The sequence below is a fragment of the Vogesella mureinivorans genome, from assembly GCF_007644035.1.
In the GTDB taxonomy this organism is placed as follows: Bacteria; Pseudomonadota; Gammaproteobacteria; order Burkholderiales; family Chromobacteriaceae; genus Vogesella; species Vogesella mureinivorans.
On record NZ_VMTV02000001.1, the window covers coordinates 1 to 297 of the forward strand.

A 297-nucleotide genomic window follows, 5' to 3' on the forward strand; every position below is an offset into this window, starting at 1 on the left:
GGCGCTGCCATGAAAGACAGCTCGCTCAAAGACAAAGTAATCCGCGACATCGTATTCTTATCCTGCGTCGGTTTGCGCCCAGTTGTAGTACATGGCGGTGGCCCGGAAATCAACTCTTGGCTGGATAAGCTGGGAATCGAGCCACAATTTAAAAATGGTCTGCGCGTCACCGATGCTCCCACAATGGACGTTGTGGAAATGGTTTTAGTCGGTCGGGTGAATAAAGAACTCGTTTCCCTGATTAACCGGGCTGGAGGCAATGCTGTAGGACTTTGCGGCAAAGACGGCAATTTATTC

1 protein-coding gene is annotated in these 297 nt (G+C 50.5%); it reads left to right on the top strand.

From position 1 onward, the window contains the following. A partial coding sequence (locus FLQ44_RS25480; protein ID WP_500692530.1) for an amino acid kinase family protein occupies positions 1-297 on the top strand: 297 nt, incomplete at both ends.